Genomic DNA, 22,399 nt, shown 5'->3' with positions numbered 1-22,399 from the left:
AAAATGAAAAAAACCTTTTTTTTATTACTAATTGTAATTTTGTACTCTTTCACAACTTCTGAGGATACAATAATTGTTTCCGGCAAAATAACAAATACTGAAGATGGAATAATTAAAATTAAAGGAGAATTACTTGATAAAGAAATCAAACTAAAACCAGATGGCAGTTTTTCAGAAAATCTTGCATTAGAAAGTGGTCGGATTTATAAAATTGAAACCACTAAAAATAGTATTCCGATCTATTTATCTAAAGATTCCAAATTGATAATAAATGCTGATGATGCAAACCTAACTTCAAGTTTAAAATTTACCGGAAAAGGAAATATCGAAAATCAATATCTTGCTAAAAAGCAACTTATAACTTCAGCAATTACCGATCAGGAACTTTATAAACTTAATGAAAATGACTTCCTGAAAAAGCTTCAGGAAATAAAAAATTCAGTTAACATTTTGTACCTCAAAACAAAATTTAATGATCTTAATTTTAAAGAAAAAGAAGCCAGAAATATTCATTACCTGGAACAAAAACATTTGCTTTTTTATAAAAAATACCATTATTATTACGGAAACGTAAATGGTTTTACCGTTTCTGAAAAATACCCAAAGATTGATGAAACAATCGATTTGGATAATAATTCTGATTTTCTATTTTCAAGTGAATATCAGGAAATTGTTTTAAGTAAATTCTATGAAAACGTTGAGAGCGATAGTCCTACACTTTCGGCTAAAAATGTAATTCCAAAAATTAAGGCTTTAAAAAGTCAAAGCATAAAAAATCGTTTAATCGAAAACTCAACAAACGATATTAGCATGGAAAATCAGGATTATGATAAAATATATCAAGAATTTTCATCCCTTACAAACGATCCTGTTATAAAACAAACACTTACCAAAAACTATAATGCAACCAACGCATTACAACTTGGAAATCCTTCTCCAAAATTCGATTATGAAAATCAAAAAGGAGGAAAAATTGCTTTAGAAAATCTGAAAGGAAAATATATCTACATCGATCTTTGGGCAACATGGTGTGGTCCTTGTCTGGAACAAATTCCATTTCTTCAGAAAATAGAGGAACAGTATAAAGGAAAAAATATTGAGTTTGTCAGTATTTCGATAGATGCAGCAAAAGATCGCGGTAAATGGAGCAAATTTGTTACAGAAAAACAATTAGGCGGAATTCAATTATTGGCAGAAAATGAATGGGAATCAAAATTTATAAGAGATTATAATGTTCAGGGAATTCCAACATTTATTCTTCTTGATCCAAATGGCAATATTATTAGTGCACGCGCGCCAACACCTTCTGATCCTAAACTTATTGAGCTTTTAAATAGTTTAAAAATACAATAACAGATAAAGGATTTAAAAAGCAAAATACGGATCAAAATTGCAATAACAATTACAATTTTAAAGATCAATATCTTGCTTTTTAAATCCTTCGTTTGATTGAATTATCTTGAATGATAAATTCTGGTTTTACTAATGTAATATTTCTCCGGAATTCTACTTGGAACTTTGTCCGGTTTGTAATCTTTTTTCAGCCAGAATAAATGATATAATATTCCTTCGAATTGATTTTTGTAAAAAATTCTTCCGTTATCAAAATTTATGCGTCCTGTTAGTCCTTCAAGCAGAATAAAATCAAAATGAGCTTTAATTTCATTCTCCTGCTCTGCTTTTTTTATAATATGAGTAAAACTTTCAATTTCAGTGTCGAGATCAAATATAGATTCTCCATCTGTTAGTGCATCCCAGACAAAGTTACATTCGTCAAAACAATGATGTTTTGGATCAGAAAACACTTTTTTATAATCTTTACTTCGCATAAAGAAATTATTCATCAATGGAGTATTTTTGTACAAGGCAAAACATCCTGTCGTGTAATCATGCCGAAGACTTATAAAATCGAATTTTTGAAGCATTTCTTCATCTATAAAATCACGAACATTGCCATAGATAATATCCAAATCACTTTGTCCCCAAAAATCATAATCCTTTATAATTTCGGGAAACAAAAAACCATAAGCTGGTTTAAAATCGCAAAGTTTATACGGATGATCAATATTTACAGTGAATCCTAATTTTTCTGAAGCATCAGTAATTATGTCTTCTAATGTTTTATGGATAATTTTTACATTATTGGGTTTATTCGGAATTACCTCTGTGTTATCCGTAATAATATAAAAATCAACCGTTTCGTTATATCCACACGAATGAAGATAATAAGGAAAGTACCAAGGATATTTGCCATACCAACAAGTAATAATAGCAATTCTGGAAGTGTCATTCATAATCAGAGAAATTAAAAATTATCATCTAAAAGATCATTAATAAAATGTTCTAAAATTTCTCTCTCATATGGTCTGGGATAAGGATAACCATTTATAAGGATTGTTGGCGTTGAATATATACTGTTTTCTATGCACCAATCGTTTTGCGAATTGAATATTTCGTCAATTTTTTCAATCTCAATCTGAAAATTATCTTTTGCATTAAAATCATCAATATTTTTTGTTAGAAACCAATGTTTTAAAGCGCTTGTAAATACCTCCTCGCCTTCAATCAAATAATTTTGCATTAGTTTTCTATAAAACCATTTATAATCTTCTGTTTGTTTTTCAATATCAACTTTTATGATCATTACAACTTTTAAATCGTCTCTATATTTGTCTAATAAGCTTTCTATTAAAAGATGTGCGTCTTTACAAAAACTACATAACGGGCTTGTAATAAGGGTTATTTCGGTATTAGCATCTTTATTTCCAAGAATAATTGGATTGTTTACGCTTACGTCTATTTTTGGATTAGACAATAAAACACTTTTGAAAATATCATAGTTTCTCACAAAACGATTATTCTTTACTGATGATTCTTTTAAGTCTTTTTGTGCAACTAATATTTTTTTAAGTTTAAACCAACCAATACTTACAGCAAAAAAACAGGTTATACCTAAAAAGAAAATTTCTTTTGTCACGACAACAATATCATGAGAAAATAAGTTTAAAAAATAGAGTTCTGCCAAAAGCAAAAGAGCCGTTAATAAACAAACCGGACACCATTTTTTCTCTACAAATTTTTGATAATAAACAGAAATAATCAATATAGGAATTGAGGAAAAAAGAACTGCTTTTTGGATATATAAGAAAATTGCTGTTTCGTTTCTCAGATTAAATAAAAACAAACCAATAAACTGAAAAAGAAAAAATATAATACTCAAATCACTAAAAGTAACATAGTTAAATATTTTCCACTTTTTAGAACTCGTTATTGTAGTACAACTTGTGCCTGTTTTTTTGTTATCACATATGGTTTGCAAAAATCCGCCATCGATACCAAATAAATCTTTTAAAGAAATAGCAGATAAAAAAAGGCCAATAAATGAGAATATAAAAAAAGTCTTAATCTCAAAAGTTTTTCCAAATTGCAATATGCAATAAATAAAAAAAACAGTAGTTAAGAGCGGTAAACTCTTTTTTAAATAGTCATTTGTAACTTCATTTTCGGTCTCTGAATTTTCAACCAAAAGCACAATATTATCCCATTTATTCTCAATCTCTTCTTTGCTAATTATTCCTTTTTTACCATTTTGGCTAAAAAAGTAATTCTCTTTTGATTTTTCAATTAAACAAAGTTCGTATAACCCAATTTCATTCTTTAAAAATGCAACAAATCGATCAGGTAACAATTCTAATTCTGAAATCGCCACTTTAATAACACCATTTTTAATATTGAAAAAACTTAAAGTATCAGAAATTGATAGTAAGGAAGGATAATTAGGATGAGACTTATTTTGAAATATTAATTCTTCTTTATCAATATTTATCCCTTCTGCCTTAAGATATGTATGAAGGCAATTGTAGTTTTGAAGCATAATAATTCTCTTTATTTTATTTTTTGATTGTTGGTTATTTTTTTGGCTGTTTATACTACTAACAATTCAAGAGTACAATTTTTTTAATAGCTGTAATTTAATTTGATCTTTAGTTTAAAAACAGAAAATAGTTTGAAAATAGTTTCTGCTTTTTTATTTTTTAACAAGGTCTTAATTCAGTATTTGGACTACAGGTAGGGAATCCCTGACCAGATGCACAGTCACTACATTTTCCAAAATAATAACAGCACATCCAAGCTTTATTACCATCGTAGACACCACTTCCTGCCATAATTGTTTTTAATTCACTTCTTGTAAGTCGCCCTTTAATATTGCTAAGGCTCATTTTTTGAGTTTTCATATAATATTTTTTAATGTTCTTTGTTTGTTTTGACAATTATCATATAAAGCAGAAACTATTTTAAAATAGTTTCTGCTCTTTACAGATTTTAGCAATCTTTTAGTTCGTAGCCTTGTGAACAAGTTGGTATACCAGTACTTGATGCACAATCACCACAACGGCCTGTAGCCTGGCTACAACATTTAACAGATTTAGGTCCATCATAGACACCGCTTCCTGCCATAATTGTTTTTAATTCACTTCTTGTAAGTCTGCCTTGAATGTTGCTAAGGCTCATTTTTTGAGTTTTCATATACTATCTTTTAATGTTCTTTGTTTGTTTTGACAATTCTTATATAAAGCAGAAACTACTTTGAAATAGTTTCTGCCCTTTTTTAAATTTTAGCAATCTTTTAGTTCATATCCTTGAGAACAAGTTGGTATACCAGTACTAGATGCACAGTCACCACAACGGCCAGTAGATTGATTACAACATTTAACCGACTTAGGTCCATCATAGACTCCGCTTCCTGCCATAATTGTTTTTAATTCACTTCTTGTAAGTCTGCCCTGAATGTTGCTAAGGCTCATTTTTTGAGTTTTCATAGTTATTTTTTTAGGTTATTAATGTTAATGAATGGGTCATGCTTACTATTTAAATCACGTGCACTTGACTTGAAATAAGAAGAATAACTTTTCCAAATGTCAAAAATCCGTAAGGTTTTACCTATGTTCAATTAAGCATATAATATGCTAAAAAGAGCATAATTGCCCAATTGTTATAGTTTTTCAGGTTTTTTGTTTAACAAAACGTCGTATTGATAAGTTTTTGATGTGTTTATTAATCAGTTTAAAATATGCTAAAAACTCATTTTAAAGCTATTTTTAAAATAAATTCAGAAAAAAATAGCCAAAAATTACACATAACAACAAAACAACCTCATTAACAAAACAAGATTCATGATTAAACAAAAACTCATAAAAAAAAGAATAGAAAAAAATATAAAACAAGAGGAAATGGCTTTTCATTTAGGAATCACTCAATCTCAATATAGCCGCAGAGAATCCGGCATTACTAAAATAAAAAAGAGCGAATGGAATATCTTAGCCAAAGTTTTAGAAACCAATCTTGAAACCATATACCAATCAGAAGATGATGTTTATTTCCTGGATGATAATACAAACATCAATCGGTCTAATGATTTCGCTCCTGACAATGAATATTATGATCTTACATTGGCAGTAATGAAAAAATACATTGAAAAATTAGAAAACGAAAATATGCTTTTAAAGATGCAGCTTCAATCTTCTTAAACTATTCCTTTTTAACATTCCTGTTAAGATCACAAACTGAAAAGCCCATTTCTCTCGAAATGGGCTTTTTTTATTTGATTTTATCGATAACTGTAAAAGGTTAATTTGTATTTTTAATGTTAAACTAAATCTATATGAAACAGCTTCAAGTATTTATTTTATTAGTTATATCTGTTTTTGTATCATCATGTTCAACGGTTTTGAATAGTCCAAAAATTGATTATCTCACCAGTAACTATTGTCAGCCTACAATTGACTATGATTATTCTAAACTCGAAGTTTTCCCAAATAAATCAGCAAACCACGACAGTATTTTAAAAGCTAATTTATCTCAGCATGATATCCTGATAAGCAATGCTATTGGTATTGAAACCTATCTGACAGAATATCTCCAAACCAAAAAAGACACTTTGAAAAGACTGGTATTAAAACAAAAAATCACGGATCGCTTAATTCTTACCAGTATAGAGATAAATGCACTGGCTTCGGAATTAGATTGTAATGGCGAACGCATCAATAAACTAGCCAATTTTGTTAACGATATCAATAATAAAAAAACCAGAAATCTTACGGTCGCTTCTGTAACTATTGGAGCATTAACGACTGTGGCAACTGTTTTAATAAAAAACAATAATTCAAGTGATATAGTTGGTGTAAGCGGCGGATTATTAAGTGCCGGATTAGGAGCGCTGACCATTGCTCCTAAAGGAAAAAAAATCAACTTAAAACTACAAAGAAATCTGCTTAGAAATATCTGGTTCAATGATAATTCTGATGGCGCATATCCCAACTCTATATGGGCAATTCTAAACGAAAAACAATTTAGTAATTCCGGTAAAAATGATCTTCAGGAAAGTATCAAAAACAGATGGCTGCAATACAATTTTGATGGGAAAATAGATACTGAAACCGAAAAGCTTTTTTTCTACGATGGCGGAATTTACACCGCCGATGATTTATATTCCAGAGCCAATATGCTAAATGAACTGCAAGCCACCGTTCGTTCTCTTGAACAAGATTTAAAAAGTTTATCAGTAAGACTAAATAGCATTTAATTACGGAATATAATGCGGGATAGTAAACAAACATCTTACTGGTTTTCCGTCTATCATTGCCGGAATCCAGTTTGGAGATAATTTCAAGACTCTTTCTAATTCTTTTCCTGAACCATAACCACGATCACGAAGAATTTTTATCTCAGATATACTGCCATCTTTTTCAATTCTTATACTTGCAAAAACTGCGCCGCTCGAATATTCTTCATCAAGTATTGCTTTTGGCACAACATAATTCTTCTTTAAAAAAGCATAAAACTTATCGATATCTCCCGGAAATGTTGGTAATATCTCTACTTCAGAAGCAGAAAAAACTCGATTTTCCTCATACTGTTTCTTTTTGTCCTGTATAACAACAGGTTTTTGAAGCACAATTGTTCTCTTATTTCCATATTTTTTAGCAAGATCAATTGGTTCAAAAGCCGGATCCCATTTGCGGTCAAATACTTTTCCTAAAAAGCGATACGAAATATCGTCTGAGATTTTTACAAGCCAGAAACCTTCTGAATTTTTAAATAAATAAAAATCCGAAATCGGTGTTGAATCATTACCGCAAAAACCACCTCTATATCCAGAAAAAGCAGCCAGTAATTCTATATTCGTACTTTTGATAATCTTTACATTTCGGCAATACAAGTAGTTTTTATCGATCAAAAATATATTCAAAGTTCGGGCTGATTTTGCATCAATATCTTTTAGTATTTTTATCTCGTGATCTCTTTCCTCATAATAAATAACAACATTTTTATCTTTATAATATTTAGCTTTTTTATCCATTAACACAAATGTCTCTGCATCAAATCCTGTCTTTTTATTATTACAATAAATACGATCATTCATTTTAGAAAAACTAAAATCGATAATAACCTTATTGGAACCGTCAAAATCATCAATATCTTTCTTTTGTGCTTTTGCCAATGCAATCTCCTTTTGACTTAAATTTTCGTAGAAAGATTTTGTACGAGTTGCATAAGCCTGATTTTTATAAAATACAATCTTTGAAAAATAGTTGTAAGAAGTATTCGCACTGCTTACTTTTTCGGTGTAATTAAAAGGCAGTTTTTCAATGATATCTTTTTTCGATTCGGGATCATATCTTATTTCATAAACTCCGTTTTTATCATAAAAACAAGCAGAATTGAAAAAGAATCCGAAAGAAGACAGATCTACTTTTTTATGAATTTCTTCATCGTCTCTAAAAAGTTTTTTTCCGTCAGTAATGTAACGGTCTTGATTATTAACACTCCAGACTTTAACTTGGCTATGTTTGTCAAGCTGAATTGGTGTTTTTCTACCCTGATAATATACGTCGTTTTTGTATCTTGTATAACTTCCTGATAGCGCTTGTAAGGAATCAGGCTTCATATTATCAATGAGATGCTGCCTGTCAAAAACGAAATTTTTTGTTTTAAAGAAGTCATAATTCACATATTGATACGGCTCATTACCAAAAGAAGCGATTTCGCCTTTAGAATACATATGATTTTTATCGTGGCAAAAATCATTCGGATTTGTATTTGCCGATGCGCCATCAGAACCTTCAATCTTTTTATCGAAATAATAAATAGAGTTTTTGTCTTTAAAATATAAAACCTGATCCTCTCGACTCAGATTTTTACTTGGATTAGCCTGAAAGGTTGCTACATCAATGTCTTTTAATTCGGTCGAATTTTTGAATACTTTATATTTTGTTTTCCAAAGGAGATCCATTTCTTTATTCGTTCCTAAAACGGTAAATCCTGAAGTATCTGTTTTAATAAATTCGCCTTTTACGTACATTCCGTTTTTATCGAAAGCAAAAGCAGATTCTTCATTTTTTCTAATCGAAAAAGAAGCTAAATCAGGATAAATAACCATATGCGTACAATAGTCCTGATAAACAACATAATCTTTGTTGACGATGTAGGCTGGATTTTCAACAAAATTACATCCTCCGGATTCGTATTCTACTTTTAATGCAGGATCTGCCAATGCCGGAATACTACTATTTTGACAGCTCAATAACAATCCGAAACTAATGGTTATGAAAAACTTTTTTATCATCGATTTTTGTTTAGTGGAGAATGCTTTTGAATTTTCAACTATTATACAGAAGTAAAAAAACAAAAATTTATTCCATTACAAGAGTACTGAAACAAAAATCTTTAAAGTAAATTTTCTTCCTATAAAGATAGAGGCATAAAAATGCGAAAAGGTTGGGAAGAAATATTTTATTTCGATAAAGAAACAATCAGATTCTAAAACATTAAAAAAGAGCCTAAAACTTAAATAAGTTATAGGCTCTTGCATGAAACAGTACTAAATTATAAATAAATTTGATTTTTATTTTCACCCGCCACCACTTCTTTTAGAAGTTGATATCGATTTTAATTTCTCTTGTGCATCTTTAAGCTTCAAATAGTTATCAATAGTAATTGGACCAGGATACAGGTTACTTTGTACTACGTGAGGTGGATATTTTTCATAGGTTTTGGCAAATTCTCCAATAATATTCTGAACAGTTGGCAAGAACCACGTTTTCTCTGTAAAGTTGTTCATGAATAAATCGTAACGCTCTTGCGGATCTGCCCATAAGTCAAATATTTGTGGTACAGTTGCTACATAACTCGAGCCGCCTTTCCAGCCTAAATTAGAATCTACTGCTAAACCTCCAGTTGCTTGTCCGTTATCACCACGTAAATTAAAGACTGCTTTAAATTTTCCAATTCTTATTGCTCCCGGCAATAATTCATCTTCTGTAAAATAAAACCACATTGTTCGTTTTGATTTTCCAGTTCCAAATAAAACCGGAGACATATCATAACTATCAAAAATTGTTGGCTTACCTTCTCTGTCTACCGTTGGCAATTCCTGCCCTGACAATGCTGCAAATGTTGCCATAAAATCAAGTGTTCCTAAGATATCACTATTCTTGCTATTTGCTTTAATTTGTCCCGGCCACCAAGCCAATGTTGGAATACGGCTTCCTCCTTCTCTATCTGTACCTTTTGTACCTCTAAAAGGTGTATATCCGCAATCTGGATATACATCCTGCCAAGTACCATTATCTACTGTATAGATAATTAAAGTGTTTTCGGCAATTCCCAGATTACGAACCTCATCCATAATATGGCCAATTCTGGCATCTAGTTCAACAATACAATCGGCGTATTTGTTTTTTCCTGCAGATTTTCCAGCATAATCCGGATGTGGTAAATTTGGCTGGTGGTTTTTAGCAAAAGAAATTTCCATAAAAAATGGTTTGTCTTTTTTTGCATTTTCCTTAAGCCATTTTATAGATTCTTCTTCTGTATATTGATCTAAAAACGGAATTACTTTTCCATCTATTTTTCTAACTTCTCTGTATGGTTTTCCAGCTTCTCCTTCTAAAGCTCCTTTGGTTCCTTTAACCCATGTTGCTCTAATATCGTCTGGCATATCAGCATTCCATTCCGGATCTGTATATGTGTAAGCGTTTAAGTGGTATAAAGTAACGTTCTTCATAACATCAAAACCTTGTGCAATTGGCATAGAATAATCTTCTTCGCCAAGGTGCCATTTTCCGGCAAAAAATGTATTGTAGTTTTTACGTTTTAACAGAGAAGCCAATGTCCATTCTGCTTTAGGAAGACCACCTCCATCTCCAGGAAATGCAACCGTAGTCATACCGCTTCGATTAGGTATTCTTCCGGTTATTAATGCTGCTCTTCCCGGTGTACAGCTTGGTTGTCCGTAAAATGACCAAAACTGCATACCTTCATTTGCCATACGATCGATGTTGGGAGTTGCAGCTCCTCTTGCTTCTCCACCGCCATAAGGACCTAAATCTCCCCATCCGGTATCATCTGACAATAAAATAATAATATTCGGGCTTTTCTTTGACTGCGCATTAATAAGCAGACTCGAAAAACACGAAATCACCAATACTAATAATAAAAGTTTTTTTCTGTTCATAATAAGGGTTTTAAATTATTCAAAGCTTTAGATTTCTATAGTATCTCAAAATTGATTACATTTTTAAATAATGGAAATCCATTATTTTTTGGCAATACTATAATCGATAAGATAAATTTAAAGAAAGTACTTACGAGTAAACCACATAAAGTTGTTTCATGTTATAATATGAAACAACAAAAATCAAAATGCAACTTAAACTAAATGACAATTTTTCAAGCATTTGTAACAGAAAAACCCAGAAAATCCGAGAAATGACTGGAATCAGAAGAAAATTTCTATGCTTAAGCAGAAAGATGTAATTGAAGAAAATCTGTTAAAACAAATTTCAGCTGTATTAAAAATTCCAGTTGAAGCTTTTCAGAATTTTGATGAAGAACAAGCGGTGAATGTTATTTCTAATTCATTTGGTGATAATGGTATTGGATATCAAAGAAATGACAATCCTACTTTTAATACAATTGACAAAATTGTGGAATTATATGATGAAAAAATTGCTTTGTATGAGCGTATGTTGAAAGAGAAAGATGAAATGATGGCGAGGTTTGAGAAATTGATTAAGGATAAATAATTTGTTTATAAAGATATTTAAAACAAAAAAGAGACTTTTTAAGTCTCTTTTTTTGGTTTTGGAAGTATTATAAATGCGAAGTCAGGAAACATTTGCCTTTTAAAAAGAACTCTTAGTAGAGCGAGTTTCAGATATATAACAATTGCTAAGACTAATAAAATGACTGTATTTTTTTACAATAAAAGTCAAGAAACATAAAATCAGGTATAAATACGTGTTAAATACTATATAATTTTTCTTTTATTTACTACTAACTTAAAAACTAAATTATGGAAAAATTAGATGATTTTTTTGAATTACTTCCTGTAAATGAATCACTTGATGTAAATCAAATTGCACCCTACAGCACTATTAAGCAATCATGGGCAGCTTATGACACTCTATCAAGCGATTCTTCTTGGTTTTACGGAAATTTTAGTTCATCCTTTAGCGAAGCTTGTAGCTCAAGAACAATGAGTAGAATTGCTAAATCAGCAGTTGTTTTTCAACAATATCAAGGCGCATGCGAAGGCAGATCTATTCATATTTTTACTCATTCTTAAAAGATTATTATAGAATAACAGAAATTAATTAAAACGTAACCCTTAAAAAATTAGGAATCTTACGATTCTTTGTAAATTATTTAGTAAGGATCACAAGACGAAAAGCCCATTTCGTAAGAAAAGGGCTTTTTTATGTCAAAATCTATGCTTAATTATACGTTTTCTGAAATTTCGTAGCTAATGAAAATTGAAGTACAATTTTGACATAACAAACGTGTCCAAATTTAGGAGACTTGAAACAGTTGCATAAATAATCATTTATAAAGATATATTAATTTAAAAAAGAGACTTTTAAAGTCTCTTTTTTTGTTTTGGAACATTATTTAATAATGAAAATTTAGCAATTCGTCGTTTAATCCTACTACTTTTATGAGGAAAAATAATTCTTCAGCAACATTTGTAGATATAAAATTGTAACTTCCATTAGATCCATGATAAACAGTATGATCTTTTGTGATAAATCTCAACTGAATTAGTTTATCAATTGTCAATTTTGAAAAAAATTCAAATCCGCGTAAATTTAACTCATGAAAAATCACCATTTTTGAAAGATCAGCCCTATTATAAATTCTTGCAAAACAAGATAATTCGATATCGTTTAACTCTTTTAGCCCTTCAATAATAATAAGATCCTTATAATTTATTCTTTCACATTGAGATAATATCTGCCCCGCATAATATCCTAACAAAACAGATCCAAACATAGATTTCGAGTTAATAGCATTTTCAATCGTATCACTCAGAAAATTAAAATTCTTCTCATCTTTTAGATATCTTTTTAATTTTTCAGTATCATCAAAATTGCTAAACCCATTTTCATTCAAGCTCTTTGCATAAGCTTTAAGGAATTTCTTGAATTTTATTTTTTTATTAAAAGTGTATAATGAATGAATTGCCTTAATAGGAGTAAAAATATCTGAAGCTGTATCTGTTAAATCTTTAATAGGTTCAAAGTAAGAATCTACAATATCATCCAGTTTTTCAATATCTACCATTATTCTTCTACTGACGTTAATAAGATCCATATATTTAATTTTATTTAAAATTTTAATGATACAATTTGCTATTCTAATTTTATGGCTTGTTAAATTCCTTTTTGAAATATTCGTAATGTTTTCTAAAATCAGTTTTACTAATATGTTCAAATTTTACCTCACTTTTATTAAGATCAGCAAAAAGTAACGGAACTGGAGGAATGATATTTCCATAATTATCTTCAAATTCAATAAAGGAAATATAGTCACTTAATAAACTACCCGTTAATCTTTTTTTTATAAGTTCTTTGTCTTCCGATATTAATTTTGAATGATTAATTTCTTCAATAAAACCTTTAAGTTTGTCATAAAAAAATGAAACTTTATTTAACATAGTAAATCCAGATAAAAACATAAGATCACATATGTAATCTCTATTCATAATGTATTCCGATGTTATTTTTTCTCCTTTATTATAATTCTGATAATCCTCTAAAAATTCTTTGTTCTTTGCAAGGTTTAGTATTGATTCATTTATAAATTGAATATAATTTGTAACATTAATATCTTGATCAGAATGAATTGTCTTGTTTTCAATTTTAATGTTACGAGCATCATTAATCAAATTTTCTGTTTCTCTTTCATAATGCGGTTTTATATTTTGACTCAGTACTATCTTATTTTGTTTAAGACTAAGAAATAGTGCGTATGCATAAATAATAGTCGCAATAATTGTTAGACTAGGAGTAACTAGATTATTGAATTCATACGAATCGAAAATTAAGTTATATCGATTCCAATACCAAAATCCCGTTAAAATATCTATTGTCAATAATATTATTACAAATAATACTAGTGCAATAAGTATATAAATTAGTTGTTTAAGTTTCATTGCTTGATAAATGATTTTAATCATTATTTATTTTTTTTTAATTCTGATTTAAAAATCATAACAAATTGTATATTTTTTTTACCTCCTGTCTTAAAATTTAGCTCGAAAGCTGTCTTTGCAGAGAAGACGATCAGAATTTACTTTTTTTGCTATTGAAAATTTTATATTCAGCATTTTTTGAATTGTTACTTATGTTCCTCGAATTAAATTTTAGTTATCTATATCTCCCCATTCAAACAAATCTCCCTCATCTTGATTTATAGAGCTTATAAAGCTCTGAAAATGAACTCTTGGAGCTACAGCATATTTTACTTTATCAATAGGTAAATTATGCAACATTCTATACTTTGTTAAATAACCCTCATTTTCCCAATCTTTTCCAAATCCAATTATATAATTATAATAAAGCATTAATTGTTCATCATTTGATATTTGTGCTCTTAAAACTTTCAAATATTCACGCGATTTATTGTATGTTATTAGTCCTTCTTTTTCTTTTCCTACAACATATTTAACGGTACTATAAAGATACCTGTAATAATGACTTAATCGGTTTTCATGTCCCGTAAATGGGGCATATTTAATATGCAGTTTTATGGTCTTATTTGATTCTTGTATATAAAATTCATTTATTCCACCGATGCTTTCTTTATGTTTATCTCTTACTATTTTTAACTGATCTTTAATCATTTGAATATAATCATCATCAATTGTCTTTGAGGAAACAAGACTTGACTGAGAACCAAAAAAGAAAATCCTATATGATAGTTCTAATAATTCTTGTGAATTATATTTATTAGTTATATCGTATAATTTGCAAAATTCATAACAAGCAATTAACTCCTTAACCATCGAAACAAAAACTTTCCTACCTTCAACAAATCTTTCTACTTGGCTCCTTGTAATTGTACTATCTCCTGTTTTCTCATTGAGAGTTTTAGAAATATTATAGTCATAACCCGAAATTTTCATTTCGTTAATGTTTTCCTTGTGAAGTCGTACCATTTCATAAAACTGACTCTCAAATTGTTGGATTTTAAATTGATTCTGTACTTCTTGATTAGCTTTAAATTGTACCCAAAATGCTAAAAAAGTTAAAATGGTTGCTGGAACTGCAAAGATTGGATTTAAAATACCTCCAAGTGTATCGCCAACAATACCTACATTTTCCAATTTATCACTAGAATAAGCAATCATAGGTAACATTATTAAAACAAAGCCTAGTACACCTAGAATTATATAAAGTATACTTAGCCTTGTTCCAAATTTTATTGCTTCATTCTCCTTATTTATTTCTTTACTCATAATATTCAAGCAGCATTTAATTATAAAAAATTATGTTTTAATATTAGTTACACACAAATAAAATTAATTAATGCATAATTTTATTACGGAAAACCGTAACAAAGAAATAATTTTCAAAATCATTTACAATACGTATTTATACTGCTTTTTGATTTTGGTAAGTTTTATATATTTGAAACATTTTTTTAGAATTTAACCCGGCTTAATTATAAACTGAATAAATCCCATTCTGCCGCGAGATTATTAGAAAAATGAAAATGGCTCAACAGAAAAAACATATTACAAAAAATCAGCACTTTGTTCCGCAGTTTTTCCAGCGTTTTTTCTCTTATGAAAATAATGGAAAAACAATTGGTATGTTTAATACAAAATTGAATACTTTCAAAAACCAGGTGTCGATTTCTTCACAACTCAGCAGTGATTACTTTTATGACCAGGACGGAAATCTGGAAAATTGGCTTTCACAGCACGAAACTGATTCCGCTCCAATCTTCAAAGAAATGTGGGAAAAAGAAAAACTGCCAATTACCCAAAGTAAAGATCATTTTAAAATGTTGCATTTTATGGTTGTTTTGGATCTTCGAAATCCTATTCATTTCAAAATTCTAAATAATCTTGAGCAAAAGCTTCCCGAAACTAAATCTAAAATTAGTGAAGGTAATCTCTCCAGTGATGACATGGTTTCTAAATTAAAGGAACATCAAACTTATCAAGGAAAACATGACTCACTCCAATCCGCAGAACTACTGGCTTCTGATCTTTTGGACCTCAAATACAAACTCATTAAAAATACAACTTCAACCCCCTTCATTATTTCAGATAATCCCCTAGTTCTCTACAATCAGTTTTTAGAAAAACGAAACTGGACGATCGGCAGCCAAAGAGATTTTGGATTAAAAGGATTGCAATTGTTCTTGCCACTGAACGATTCATATATGCTAATTGCATATGATCCTAATATTTATAAACTTGGGTCTAAAAAACAGCAGGTAGTAACCATCGATGATAAAAACAGTATTGACCAATTTAATCTTCTACAGTTTCTCAATTCTGAAACTACAATTAATTTTAATCATAAGGCATCTAAACTTTATATAGACACACTTTATGAAAGATCTAAAAAATATAAAAAAGCGAACGATGCATCTATTAACGTGCACAAAATGAATATTCCCAAAGGGTTTGATAACCTTACCGCGCAAATGATAGAAATGGGTGTTTCAGATCTAAATATCAAGCTATGTGTTCAAAAATTAAACTTTATCTCTAAATCATCCACTGTCAAACTAAAGTCGTTTGATGATCAATACAGGAAAAACGTAAAATTCAAAGCTTATACTCACATAGTTTATAGATTTCTACCAATTGATGAAAAGTCATAATACCCGCTAGCGCGAGTGTCCCGCTCGTACCAGCGGAGGAAAATTAATTACGCATAAATTAAGTTTTCGTTTTAGCTCTATATTTGAATAAAAAATGGTATTCACTTGAACTACGTTCAAACTCAACATATCCTCCCTTTAAGATTATCATACGAATAGCTTGCGCAAATAAGGTATTAGAATCGTAAGAAGGAAGAGAAACATCAATTGCAACCTTACGTAAATCAGGAGTAGTATTTAAATATCCTTTATGGAATACCATTTTGTAATTCGTGAGAGCCGGAATCAATCCGCCATTGTCGGCAATTTCTATCGAAATGGATATTTTTATCGAAACTCCATTTTTTAATAAATTGTAAACAAAAATGTTCCAATAAGTTAAATTCGACGAAAGATATAGTTGATTTAAATTTTGAATCTGCATTTTTTAATAATTATTTTATTGGATTTAATCCATTACACGAATCACTAAATAATTAGAAAGACCAATTTAAATTGACCATTATTTGTCTAAATGAAATGACCTTTTTTAAATTTATCGAATATTTAATAGCATATTAAAATATTAAGAAGCTTGTTACTTCATCTATTGCAAAATAATTTTATACATGAAGTAATAAAACCTACCTATTTTTTCGTTTTCAAAACTTTAAAACATATAAAAAGAATACCTAACCAAATAGGAATTAATTCTACGGATAACTTCATATTTGTGATCCACATGATGGATAAAATACCAAATAAAAACACAAAACAGATATAATTACTTACCGGATAAAATAAGGAAGGAAACTTAGTTTTTGTGTTTTCCTTGTCTTTCGAAAGTCTAAATCTTAGATGCGTATACGAAATCATAACCCAGTTAATAACTAAGCAAGACACTACTAAAGACATTAAAATACTAAAGGCTTCTTCGGGCATTACTTTATTTATTAAAATACAAATCGCTGCAAAACACGAAGAGATTAAAATAGCATTAATTGGCACTGAATGTTTGTTTAGTTTCTTTAAAAACTTAGGAGCACTTCCCTGATCTGCTAAACCATATAACATACGTGAGTTACTATAAACACTACTGTTATATACAGACAAAGCTGCAGTTAATACAATTAAATTAAGCACATTAGCAATAAGCTTTGTAAAAAATATTTTGGTGCCAAATAGCTCAAATTCCATTCCGTTTAGATTTTGAAAAACCATTACAAACGGGCTACTATCTGTAGTAATTTGTCTCCAAGGCGACAAAGCAAATAAAATTACCAATGCACCAACATAAAATATAAGGATTCTATAAATAACCTGATTTGTCGCTTTCGGAATGTTTTTCTCTGGATTTTCGGCCTCGGCAGCGGTAATTCCAATAAGTTCTAAACCTCCAAAAGAGAACATAATTAGCGCCATTGCAGATAATAAACCTTGAAAATCACCGGTTGCAGTTTTTTCAAAGAAACCTTTTGGAAAGAAACCTCCATCGTTATATAAATTATGAATTGTAGCGTGCTCTCCTCCTGTTCCACTTATTAGCAAATAAGTACCAAAAAGAATCATTGCAATAATGGCAACAACTTTTATGATCGAAAACCAAAATTCTGTTTCTCCATAAACTTTTACAGAGGCAAAATTCAAAGCGTTAATAACCAGAAAGAAAAACAAACTCGATGCCCATAGCGGAATTTCGGGCCACCAAAACTGCACATAAACACCAATGGCTGTAAGTTCAGCCATACTCACTAAGATATATAAAATCCAATAATTCCACCCCGATGCAAAACCGGCAAAAGAACCGCAATATTTATAGGCAAAGTGACTAAAGCTTCCTGAAACAGGTTCTTCGACAACCATTTCGCCAAGTTGTCTCATGATAAAAAAAGCGATAATCCCGGCAATAGCATATCCTAAAATAACAGATGGTCCTGCTAATACTGCCGCTGGACCAATACCAAGGAAAAGTCCTGTTCCTATTGATCCGCCTAAAGCAATTAACTGAATGTGGCGATTCGTCAGCCCACGTTTAAGCTGATTATCTTGTGCGTCTTCGGGTGTGTTTTTCACAAATTAAATTTTTAAGCGAGTAAAATATACCCACAAATGTATAAACAGCGAATATAAGTTAAAAAAGGAATCCTACAAAGCATGCATTATGCCAAAGAAATATTTATTTGTCTTTGCAAAGGCAAAACAAATAAAAACAGCAATGTATTTACTCGAATACTTTTACCCGAAAACCAGAATTAATTTTGCGTATATAAATTAAAAAAAGGAATATCTACAACGAGATTTAAACCATATCTTACATAATAATTCTTATCTACATTGATATCGGTTGCTGTAACTTCTCTTAATTGCGGACCTAATTGTGCGCCTACACCAAGCGATATCGGACATTTTCCAAAGCCTAAATAAAAATATAAACCTGGTGAAATAATATTAGAGAGCGTAACCTCAGAAGCAACTTTACTGCCATCATCTCCAGCTCTAAACGCGGCTACAGCACCAACGTCTATTAAGGGAACAAAAATGGTAAAACTTTTACCTCCCACATCAACAATATTATCGCCTTTCCCTCTTGTGTTAGGTTTTCCATCGCTTTTAAATTTGCCAATGTTTCCCCAACTAAAAGCTATACCTACCGGAGCTGTAACTCCGTATGAAAAAGCGTATCGATCTTCCTTCTTAAGAGTAGGCATATACTCATAACCGGCAAATGGTCCTATGTATGCATTCAATGAAATATTAAAATCTGTTTCTCGCTTAATAGATGAACTGCCTACAGGCAATACTGCTGTTTCGATAGCTGCTTTAACTTCGTCAGAACTTTTGGCTTCTACAATATTGGCCATAAAAGTTCCGTATTTGATATATTTTTCTTTTAATTCAGGATTTATACCTTTTATTTCAGGAAGCAAAAGCGAAGTGTGCAATATCAGCGCACTGTAGTTTTGTGATTTAATATCATAACACAAGTTTGTAGCAGCGTCAATAACCGTTACAAATTTTTTAATATCAGCAGTTAACTTTGAAGCAGTAGAATCTATAGCTGCATTATTAGGAAGCAGTTGAACAGTTAATTTTAGAAAATCAGAAATAGAAGATGCATACTCGGCATATTGTATTATTGAAGGTTGTTCACTTTTTTGTGTTATAGCCATAATACTTTTTGTATTATCTGCCACGCTACTCGCTTTTAGAGCAAGATTTCTAAACGATCCAATAAATTTACGACCAGCCGGATCATTCCATTTTGTATTTAACTCTGTTAAAAAACTTTGTAATGTAAATGATAGCGTTGTAAAGGTAACCGGACGACTGCTATTCTTATCTGCTTCATAAAGCAATCCGAAATAGATTCTTAATGCAATTTCATCTTTTACTAAGTCGTTAACTTGTTGCTTTGTAATCCAAACCTGATGATCTTCAGTACTTCTTAAAGATTTTGAGATTAAATTAACAAACAAAATTGCATTCGAAAAATTATCTTCAGGTTCACATGCTTTATCATTTGCAATCTGATCTATAATGTCGGCAGTATTAGTGCCTTTAATGATTTCATCGGCAGTAATTATTGCAGCACTGATAGATCTCCCAGAAATACTATCATTTAAAAAATGAGATATGGCATCTGCCCGCACTTTTATTATATCATCGGTATCATAACCATCATAGTTAGACGTATCACGTAAACTAAGAAGATTGGAACTAATAGCATTCAAATCTTTTTGAAACGAAGCTCTCAAAGCAGGTAACATTGCAGCATAATTATAGGCTGCTATATTATTTATGACACTTACAGTAGTGGGAAAAACAATTCTTGCTTCAGGATATTTTTTTAGAAAATCTTGAAATTTTCTAAAAAAAGCAACGTTTAGCTCCTCTTTGCTGCGTTCTACCAAAAATTTGGCAAGTCCGTCTGCAAAGTTTGTTACGTCGAGACCGCCAACTTGGTTAATAGTGTTTTTAAGTAAACCTGATGTAAAAGATGCAGTATATCCATCCGGAACATATTCTTTTAGAAATGGATTTTTCTGTAGAGCATCTGTAAAGCCTTGTGCTGGAAAATATTGTTTCAATATACTCTTGATAGAGTCACCATCAAAGATATTATGATCAGGATCTAAATGTTCTCTTATAAATTTTGCATCATAATATATGCTTCTTGAAGGCATTTTTTTTTGACAAAAAACCAAGGAAGAAAAAACTAAGAATAAAAGGAGTAATAAAGATTTTTTAAGTTCCATAAATATTGAATTAAATAGATTTTAGGGTTTCGAAAAGAAGATCCATGTCAAGTTTGTTGTATGTTATATCATATTTCTCAGATTTCTCTTTTCTTGTGGAAGATGAAATCATCTCCTTTATAAGTTCGGGTAAAACTTGTTTATTCTTTTGCTTTAGCCTTGATATAATTAAGGAAATGATTCCTGACATTATTGCTGTAGATTGGCTTGTACCTGATTCCTTAACTAATACCTGAGAGGCATTGAAAGAATAAATATCCTCTCCGGGACAAAAAATAGTTGCAGGGAATAAATAGTTTAATTCTGAAAACTCTTCCAAAGAATTTAGTGAACCCACTGAAATAATGGGAATTGAAAGCGACAATTTAGCCGGATAAACATCTTGTTCAACAGGTATTTTATCGGCGTTATTCCCTATTGAGCAAACTATGATTTTATTATATTTTGTTACAGCTTCCTTAAATAATAAAATTAATTCGTCATTGGCTGTTTCAATTTGAAGAGAAATTGATATTATATCTATACTTGGATTAATAATAATATCCCTTAATGCTTTTGCAATTACACTATTTAAAATACTTCCCTTGTTTGTAATTTTTATCACAGAAATCCTTGCCTCTGGTGCAATCCCTGAGAAAGTATTATACGTATCCGCTACTATCAGCGAAGAACAATGAGTACCATGAAAGTATAAATCCGTTATGTCATTATTATTATTCCAGTAATTTTTACTTAGTTCAAAATCAATTTTGGTGTTTATGTATTTATTTTTTGTATCAATACCAGAATCAAAAACTGATACAAGTACATCTTCACCTTTAGTTAAAGTCCACCAATCGGGTATTTTATATTTATCAAACCACCAATTGATATTTTCCAGAGTTTTATCTTCACTTAACCACTTCTCATTTACCCAACCATCATCTATTTTATGCCAAACTCCTAAAATGTTTTCATGTTGCTCGGTACTTTCATGAATAGAATCTTTTACAATAACCCCTACAATATTACTTTTCTTCGCAAAATCAATTACGGGAGTTTTGCGGACGTTGAGTTTATTTGCTGTAACTACTAGTTTCATAATTATGTCCCTTTATTAATCCAGTTAAGAAACTGCAAAACACTATTGGCATAATTTTCGGCCATTACTCCGCTGCCATTATAAGCTTTGATGGTGTGAAAGAGATCATTGGGATTGTTTTTCCATTTGCTCATAAGTTCCTTTATAACCCTATCCATACAATCATCGATAAAATACCATCGTTTTTGTTCGAAAAAAATTTGATCTGTTAAGATATGCTGTAAATCATATTGAAAAAGCCCATAACCTGCATATACCCACTGTTTTGGTCCCAAACCTCTTATTGCTCTTGTTTTATTAGCTTCTTTGATAAGTTTGTCTGCCAACGTTTGTCCATATTTTTCAACAAAAGCAGCGGTATTTTTAGGAAACGCTTTTCGGGTTCCATTAGCATCACCACTGGCGTCAAAAACACAAAAGCCTAATATCTCTTCGGGTGTATATTCATCGATCCATTTATAGATATAAATAGCAGTTTCTTTACAGACAATTGCATAAAGTAGCTGTTTTGTAAAAGGTGTATTCGCTACAGCGGTTTCGCATTTAGCCCCAAAATGAGTTTCCATCCACCTTGCTACCTTCAAACATAGTGTTTCATTTAGCGGTAAATCTTTCGGCGGGGCTTTTGGTAATACAATAACCGCTTTCCCTGCTTGCGTATTAGCTACAGGTGGAATATTGTTTATTGGAGACAACGAAATAATGCTAATTCCTCCTCCCCAATAATAATATCCGTTTTGATCGCAGTACCATTTACCCAGAATATTTGTTAGCTTTTCTTCTGCATCGAATATGTGCCCCTTGAAAACCGCTCCTTTGATATTTGATTTATCATTAAAATCAGTTATCGGACCTGTTCTTTTATTCAACTTATTTACGATTACTTTTAATTGTGCCATAA

General features: G+C 30.6%; 20 protein-coding genes and 1 pseudogene. 6 read left to right on the top strand and 15 right to left on the bottom strand.

The window, feature by feature from the left end:
• Window positions 1–3: 3 nt before the first annotated feature.
• Complete coding sequence (locus CLU81_RS23925) at window positions 4–1,353, top strand: TlpA disulfide reductase family protein (protein ID WP_099712129.1); 1,350 nt, start codon at window positions 4–6, stop codon at window positions 1,351–1,353.
• A gap of 101 nt (window positions 1,354–1,454) precedes the next feature.
• On the opposite strand, the gene CLU81_RS23920 is transcribed toward CLU81_RS23925, so the two are convergent.
• The 5 genes from CLU81_RS23920 to CLU81_RS23900 all read right to left on the bottom strand — a co-directional run bounded on the left by CLU81_RS23920 (window position 1,455) and on the right by CLU81_RS23900 (window position 4,805).
• On the bottom strand, window positions 1,455–2,294 hold the full coding sequence (locus tag CLU81_RS23920) for a DUF6625 family protein (protein WP_099712128.1): 840 nt from the start codon (window positions 2,292–2,294) through the stop codon (window positions 1,455–1,457).
• Between the two features lie 11 nt (window positions 2,295–2,305).
• Window positions 2,306–3,874, bottom strand: coding sequence for a thioredoxin domain-containing protein (locus tag CLU81_RS23915; RefSeq protein WP_099712127.1), 1,569 nt, complete (start codon window positions 3,872–3,874; stop codon window positions 2,306–2,308).
• 160 nt (window positions 3,875–4,034) lie between these two features.
• A complete protein-coding gene (locus CLU81_RS23910; RefSeq protein WP_144444559.1) occupies window positions 4,035–4,220 on the bottom strand; it encodes a hypothetical protein in 186 nt (61 codons plus the stop codon).
• A gap of 103 nt (window positions 4,221–4,323) precedes the next feature.
• Window positions 4,324–4,512, bottom strand: a complete 189-nt coding sequence (locus CLU81_RS23905) for a hypothetical protein (RefSeq protein WP_144444558.1) — start codon at window positions 4,510–4,512, stop codon at window positions 4,324–4,326.
• A 104-nt stretch (window positions 4,513–4,616) separates the two neighbouring features.
• The gene (locus CLU81_RS23900; RefSeq protein ID WP_144444557.1) at window positions 4,617–4,805 is read right to left on the bottom strand and encodes a hypothetical protein; all 189 of its coding nucleotides are present in this window, start codon (window positions 4,803–4,805) and stop codon (window positions 4,617–4,619) included.
• 369 nt (window positions 4,806–5,174) lie between these two features.
• Here CLU81_RS23900 and CLU81_RS23895 point away from each other — a divergent pair, with 369 nt between their 5' ends.
• Both CLU81_RS23895 and CLU81_RS23890 read left to right on the top strand, forming a co-directional pair.
• Window positions 5,175–5,528, top strand: coding sequence for a helix-turn-helix transcriptional regulator (locus CLU81_RS23895; RefSeq protein WP_099712123.1), 354 nt, complete (start codon window positions 5,175–5,177; stop codon window positions 5,526–5,528).
• A 134-nt stretch (window positions 5,529–5,662) separates the two neighbouring features.
• A complete protein-coding gene (locus CLU81_RS23890) occupies window positions 5,663–6,583 on the top strand; it encodes a hypothetical protein (RefSeq protein WP_099712122.1) in 921 nt (306 codons plus the stop codon).
• Here the strand turns inward: CLU81_RS23890 and CLU81_RS23885 are convergent, their stop codons facing one another.
• Complete coding sequence (locus CLU81_RS23885; protein ID WP_099712121.1) at window positions 6,584–8,626, bottom strand: DKNYY domain-containing protein; 2,043 nt, start codon at window positions 8,624–8,626, stop codon at window positions 6,584–6,586.
• 285 nt (window positions 8,627–8,911) lie between these two features.
• Window positions 8,912–10,516 carry an arylsulfatase gene (locus tag CLU81_RS23880; RefSeq protein WP_099712120.1) on the bottom strand — a complete coding sequence of 535 codons (1,605 nt, stop codon included), beginning with the start codon at window positions 10,514–10,516 and terminating at the stop codon, window positions 8,912–8,914.
• Between the two features lie 256 nt (window positions 10,517–10,772).
• Here CLU81_RS23880 and CLU81_RS23875 point away from each other — a divergent pair.
• Both CLU81_RS23875 and CLU81_RS23870 read left to right on the top strand, forming a co-directional pair.
• Window positions 10,773–11,087: pseudogene (locus CLU81_RS23875) on the top strand (XRE family transcriptional regulator); the annotation flags it as partial.
• Window positions 11,088–11,356: 269 nt separating this feature from the next.
• Window positions 11,357–11,629 carry a hypothetical protein gene (locus CLU81_RS23870; protein ID WP_099712119.1) on the top strand — a complete coding sequence of 91 codons (273 nt, stop codon included), beginning with the start codon at window positions 11,357–11,359 and terminating at the stop codon, window positions 11,627–11,629.
• A 323-nt stretch (window positions 11,630–11,952) separates the two neighbouring features.
• Here CLU81_RS23870 and CLU81_RS23865 read toward each other — a convergent pair whose 3' ends face one another.
• From CLU81_RS23865 to CLU81_RS23855, 3 genes are all read right to left on the bottom strand, one after another.
• Window positions 11,953–12,654, bottom strand: coding sequence for a hypothetical protein (locus tag CLU81_RS23865; RefSeq protein WP_144444556.1), 702 nt, complete (start codon window positions 12,652–12,654; stop codon window positions 11,953–11,955).
• 49 nt (window positions 12,655–12,703) lie between these two features.
• The gene (locus CLU81_RS23860; protein ID WP_099712117.1) at window positions 12,704–13,519 is read right to left on the bottom strand and encodes a hypothetical protein; all 816 of its coding nucleotides are present in this window, start codon (window positions 13,517–13,519) and stop codon (window positions 12,704–12,706) included.
• A gap of 186 nt (window positions 13,520–13,705) precedes the next feature.
• Window positions 13,706–14,800, bottom strand: coding sequence for a putative phage abortive infection protein (locus tag CLU81_RS23855; RefSeq protein WP_099712116.1), 1,095 nt, complete (start codon window positions 14,798–14,800; stop codon window positions 13,706–13,708).
• A 257-nt stretch (window positions 14,801–15,057) separates the two neighbouring features.
• Here CLU81_RS23855 and CLU81_RS23850 point away from each other — a divergent pair, with 257 nt between their 5' ends.
• A complete protein-coding gene (locus CLU81_RS23850; protein WP_158235368.1) occupies window positions 15,058–16,182 on the top strand; it encodes a DUF4238 domain-containing protein in 1,125 nt (374 codons plus the stop codon).
• 58 nt (window positions 16,183–16,240) lie between these two features.
• On the opposite strand, the gene CLU81_RS23845 is transcribed toward CLU81_RS23850, so the two are convergent.
• The 5 genes from CLU81_RS23845 to CLU81_RS23825 all read right to left on the bottom strand — a co-directional run bounded on the left by CLU81_RS23845 (window position 16,241) and on the right by CLU81_RS23825 (window position 22,397).
• A complete protein-coding gene (locus CLU81_RS23845) occupies window positions 16,241–16,606 on the bottom strand; it encodes a hypothetical protein (protein ID WP_099712114.1) in 366 nt (121 codons plus the stop codon).
• 203 nt (window positions 16,607–16,809) lie between these two features.
• Complete coding sequence (locus CLU81_RS23840; protein WP_099712113.1) at window positions 16,810–18,234, bottom strand: amino acid permease; 1,425 nt, start codon at window positions 18,232–18,234, stop codon at window positions 16,810–16,812.
• Between the two features lie 179 nt (window positions 18,235–18,413).
• A complete protein-coding gene (locus tag CLU81_RS23835) occupies window positions 18,414–20,345 on the bottom strand; it encodes a hypothetical protein (RefSeq protein WP_144444555.1) in 1,932 nt (643 codons plus the stop codon).
• A gap of 82 nt (window positions 20,346–20,427) precedes the next feature.
• Window positions 20,428–21,498: a S8/S53 family peptidase gene (locus CLU81_RS23830; RefSeq protein WP_099712111.1), complete on the bottom strand. Its 1,071-nt coding sequence runs from the start codon at window positions 21,496–21,498 to the stop codon at window positions 20,428–20,430.
• 2 nt (window positions 21,499–21,500) lie between these two features.
• Window positions 21,501–22,397, bottom strand: a complete 897-nt coding sequence (locus CLU81_RS23825) for a hypothetical protein (RefSeq protein ID WP_099712110.1) — start codon at window positions 22,395–22,397, stop codon at window positions 21,501–21,503.
• Window positions 22,398–22,399 lie beyond the last annotated feature (2 nt).

The sequence above is a fragment of the Flavobacterium sp. 9 genome, assembly GCF_002754195.1.
In the GTDB taxonomy this organism is placed as follows: domain Bacteria; phylum Bacteroidota; class Bacteroidia; order Flavobacteriales; family Flavobacteriaceae; genus Flavobacterium.
This window is presented reverse-complemented; position numbering and strand designations above follow the sequence as displayed.

Excerpts from the sequence above, each read along its gene's own strand:
- CLU81_RS23825 (WP_099712110.1), bottom strand. The coding sequence starts at position 22,397 with ATGGCACAATTAAAAGTAATCGTAAATAAGTTGAATAAAAGAACAGGT.
- CLU81_RS23865 (WP_144444556.1), bottom strand. The coding sequence starts at position 12,654 with ATGGATCTTATTAACGTCAGTAGAAGAATAATGGTAGATATTGAAAAA.
- CLU81_RS23870 (WP_099712119.1), top strand. The coding sequence starts at position 11,357 with ATGGAAAAATTAGATGATTTTTTTGAATTACTTCCTGTAAATGAATCA.
- CLU81_RS23920 (WP_099712128.1), bottom strand. The coding sequence starts at position 2,294 with ATGAATGACACTTCCAGAATTGCTATTATTACTTGTTGGTATGGCAAA.
- CLU81_RS23850 (WP_158235368.1), top strand. The coding sequence starts at position 15,058 with ATGGCTCAACAGAAAAAACATATTACAAAAAATCAGCACTTTGTTCCG.
- CLU81_RS23895 (WP_099712123.1), top strand. The coding sequence starts at position 5,175 with ATGATTAAACAAAAACTCATAAAAAAAAGAATAGAAAAAAATATAAAA.
- CLU81_RS23910 (WP_144444559.1), bottom strand. The coding sequence starts at position 4,220 with ATGAGCCTTAGCAATATTAAAGGGCGACTTACAAGAAGTGAATTAAAA.
- CLU81_RS23890 (WP_099712122.1), top strand. The coding sequence starts at position 5,663 with ATGAAACAGCTTCAAGTATTTATTTTATTAGTTATATCTGTTTTTGTA.
- CLU81_RS23830 (WP_099712111.1), bottom strand. The coding sequence starts at position 21,498 with ATGAAACTAGTAGTTACAGCAAATAAACTCAACGTCCGCAAAACTCCC.
- CLU81_RS23925 (WP_099712129.1), top strand. The coding sequence starts at position 4 with ATGAAAAAAACCTTTTTTTTATTACTAATTGTAATTTTGTACTCTTTC.
- CLU81_RS23845 (WP_099712114.1), bottom strand. The coding sequence starts at position 16,606 with ATGCAGATTCAAAATTTAAATCAACTATATCTTTCGTCGAATTTAACT.
- CLU81_RS23855 (WP_099712116.1), bottom strand. The coding sequence starts at position 14,800 with ATGAGTAAAGAAATAAATAAGGAGAATGAAGCAATAAAATTTGGAACA.
- CLU81_RS23835 (WP_144444555.1), bottom strand. The coding sequence starts at position 20,345 with ATGCCTTCAAGAAGCATATATTATGATGCAAAATTTATAAGAGAACAT.
- CLU81_RS23900 (WP_144444557.1), bottom strand. The coding sequence starts at position 4,805 with ATGAGCCTTAGCAACATTCAGGGCAGACTTACAAGAAGTGAATTAAAA.
- CLU81_RS23885 (WP_099712121.1), bottom strand. The coding sequence starts at position 8,626 with ATGATAAAAAAGTTTTTCATAACCATTAGTTTCGGATTGTTATTGAGC.
- CLU81_RS23860 (WP_099712117.1), bottom strand. The coding sequence starts at position 13,519 with ATGATTAAAATCATTTATCAAGCAATGAAACTTAAACAACTAATTTAT.
- CLU81_RS23880 (WP_099712120.1), bottom strand. The coding sequence starts at position 10,516 with ATGAACAGAAAAAAACTTTTATTATTAGTATTGGTGATTTCGTGTTTT.
- CLU81_RS23915 (WP_099712127.1), bottom strand. The coding sequence starts at position 3,874 with ATGCTTCAAAACTACAATTGCCTTCATACATATCTTAAGGCAGAAGGG.
- CLU81_RS23905 (WP_144444558.1), bottom strand. The coding sequence starts at position 4,512 with ATGAGCCTTAGCAACATTCAAGGCAGACTTACAAGAAGTGAATTAAAA.